Source organism: Mesorhizobium sp. M7A.F.Ca.US.014.04.1.1 (assembly GCF_003998745.1).
Taxonomy (GTDB): Bacteria; Pseudomonadota; Alphaproteobacteria; order Rhizobiales; family Rhizobiaceae; genus Mesorhizobium; species Mesorhizobium ciceri.
In genome coordinates this window covers 1-3,058 of sequence record NZ_RZRW01000639.1, presented here as the reverse complement: position 1 = coordinate 3,058, position 3,058 = coordinate 1, and the positions used below count along the sequence as shown (strand labels likewise).

At 55.2% G+C, this 3,058-nt stretch carries 2 protein-coding genes; one reads left to right on the top strand and one right to left on the bottom strand.

Annotation, left to right across the window (positions count from 1 at the left end):
• The coding region (locus tag EOA22_RS29090; RefSeq protein WP_164755949.1) for a metallophosphoesterase at positions 1–1,284 on the bottom strand (1,284 nt) is incomplete at its 3' end.
• A gap of 447 nt (positions 1,285–1,731) precedes the next feature.
• Here EOA22_RS29090 and EOA22_RS29085 point away from each other — a divergent pair.
• On the top strand, positions 1,732–2,622 hold the full coding sequence (locus EOA22_RS29085; RefSeq protein WP_063170773.1) for a DUF3800 domain-containing protein: 891 nt from the start codon (positions 1,732–1,734) through the stop codon (positions 2,620–2,622).
• Positions 2,623–3,058 lie beyond the last annotated feature (436 nt).

Genomic DNA, 3,058 nt, shown 5'->3' with positions numbered 1-3,058 from the left:
TTGCTTACTTGTATATCCCAAGAAACCCGCAAAAACCAAAACCGGTGAAATGAAATAGATGACGACAGGCAGGAGCCGCCCCGCCAAAGCCACCAGCCAATAGAGTCCGCCCAGCACCATAGCGAACGGAGGATTATAAGCCGCGAAAGCGAAGTTCCCGGCCAACATGGACAGGCTTTCGGTTTTCGACGGGTACACCGCTTCCCCACCCTGTCCATCGGTCGCCAAGGTCAGTTTCTTAATGTGGCCATTCAGCCAGCTGTAGCCGTCGTCTGGGCGATTGAGATCGACTGACGCTTCCACCTGATGGGTGGGATGAAGGAAGGCTCCTCCCCCACCGGATGTGACGAACTGGGTATTGCCATCATCCGCAACATATCTGCTGTAATGATGAGTATCGCCAGACAAGACGAGTGACACAGTCAGCCCTCGCCGCTGGTTCAAGGCGATCCATCCGATATAGCTCATGACACTCAGGGCTTTGTTTCCGGCCTGCCCTGTGTAAAGCCAGCCGGGTTCCGGACCGCAGAGAATGATCTTCGCATTGTCCGGCATGGCCTTGGCGATTTCGAGAAAATACTCTTTCTGGGGTTGGTCGACATCGTCGTCCAATTGGGCATCGATCGCCCATATCCACCAATTGTCTGTCAGCTGGACGGCAAAGTAGCTGCGTCGCTGATGCGAGCGCCATCCTCCAAGATGCAAATGGTCCTTCCGGCAGAAAAGCGAAAGGAAGACGACCAGGCCGTCGTACCAGTCATGATTACCCGGCAACGCGTAAACGGGAGGACCTTTTACAAGGCGCAGGTTGGGATCCGGGAATGCCCATTCGTAAGGATCGCGCAACTGCTTTCGATATGTTTCCGAGGTCGCGCGCGGGTAGACTTCGTCTCCTCCCATGAAAAGCATCTGTCCGCGTTTCAAGTCATGGCCATCGATTGAAAGCTTCTCCTGCGCGAGAAGCGATGCAATCGCATAGGTAGCGTCGAACCCGTCCCCCAGATCAGCTACAAAATCGATCCAGATGGCGCCCTCACCGTCCGGCTCCAAGGTCCACAGCTGCTCGTTGTCCTTACCAGGCAGGAACTGCTGGGCGCGGGCGACCAGCTCTTCAGGAGGAACTGTATCAAGCGCCGCGACGATAAGCCGTCGATCCGCATATTGCCCGAAGAGGTCTGAAAGAATGACCCGCCACATCAGGCGCAGAAGCAGCACTGGACTAAACCAGCCGGTCATGGTGGGGTACTTGGAAAGGCCTTTGAGATCGGGCGGGGCCGTCGGCATATTCCAACTCCAAATAGAGCGGCAGAGACTCGGATACATCCCTACGCCGACTCGCGACAGAGTCTAGTACCGATAGAAATAATAAACAGGATTCGTTACTCACCTACTTTGTCCTAGCGCGGCTCTGCTAATGCTAGCTGAGATATTCATGCATCGCATGCAATACGACTTAAATTGCGTGACAGTTTGATCCCGGCTGAAACACGAGGAAGTCAAATACACCTAAACTGACCCGAACTAGACCGGAGGTCTCCCTCACGAAAGATCAAACGGTCAGGACATGACCGGAATGCGGAATTTGAGTTTGAAAACGCGCTGACCGCGGCGACGATCTAGGAGGCGACATCCCGTGCTAAAGACAACCATCTTGCCGTCATTACCGATATCAGCTGAAAGCTTCTGTTCTACGTCGGTCGCGACTAAAGGAAGCCGGCAAATAGGTGAGTGATGGACCTTTCGGCGTACTTCGATGACTCCGGCAGCGATATCGGTGAACGCGATCTCGTATTCGCGGGACTGGTTAATCGCGACGACGCTTGGGAGCAATTCAGCGTAGCGTGGAGTCTGGCGCTGGCAAAGTATCCGACGATTGGGTACCTCAAGATGGCGGAGGCGAACAGTCTACGCGGTCAGTTCGCGGGTTGGACCCGAGAAGCTCGCGACCAAAAACTGGAGGGGTTGGCAGAGGTCATCGATCGCATTCGGCCCCCTTGGACTTTTGATATTTCAGTCAGTCGGGCAGACTACGAAAGTCACGTGTCCCCGGCGTCGCCTCGGGGCCTTTCCACGGCCTATTTCAGCCTTACCTTTGGAGCGGTTTCGGTCGTCGCACGTCATTTGGCTGGCATGGGCACCATCACACCGGTCAGGTTCATCTTTGATGAGCAGAGCGGGGTAAACACGGACGTCGCCCTGTTTTTCGATTATATGGTGGAAAATTTAGACTCGGTATCTCGTGGCCTGATCAAAATGCCTATCGGCTACGGCGACGATATGCGGGACTTACCGCTGCAAGCGGCAGACATGTTGGCGTGGCACATTCGCCGCCAACGTGAGGGCAACGGAGACCCTACGGTAAATCGCCGAGCTAAGTACCTCCGCTCGGAGAGCCATATCGAGGCCCGGTTACCACTGGACATGCTTGTTCGTTGGGGCACTGCCTTCTCTCGGGTATTGCCGATCTTGCAGACACTCAAGACGAAGGGGGATTGGCGGCGTCTTCGAGCGGTCGCAGATCAGGCAAAGCGCGAAGGCTTTAGGCCGCCTCATGGTGACGACGCTGTGGATGCACTTGCCAAAATTCGAACGGCTTGGGATGAGTTCCAAGGCAAGAGTTAGGGGTATTGGACCTAACCAAGGGATGTCTGGACAGCCGACTGACCGCTTACTGCCCCGACCCTGCCATGCGACAGCTCCGATATGAATGGCCGCGCACAGCAGCCGTATGAAGGTTCAAGGGCAGAAGTTCGCTCCGAGCCAGTACGCGACGTCGCTAGTGTACGCTAAACGACCGATTTCCGTACATCGCCGTAAAGTGCCGCCCGGATGGCGATCCGAGAATGGTTTATGTGCGGAAATCATGCGCGGAATTCTATTGTGCGGATAACGCCCACCAGCCAAATCGAACAGACCTTCATATGACCGTTAATTCCACCCCGTCGGATTCCTTTCGTGGGCCTTCTGGGGCGACGCCGACAACGTTGGTTCCAAGATGCGATGTCTCGTCAAATTTTTCCTAAAGCCGAATCCGATATTCGAGTTTCGACCGTAAACG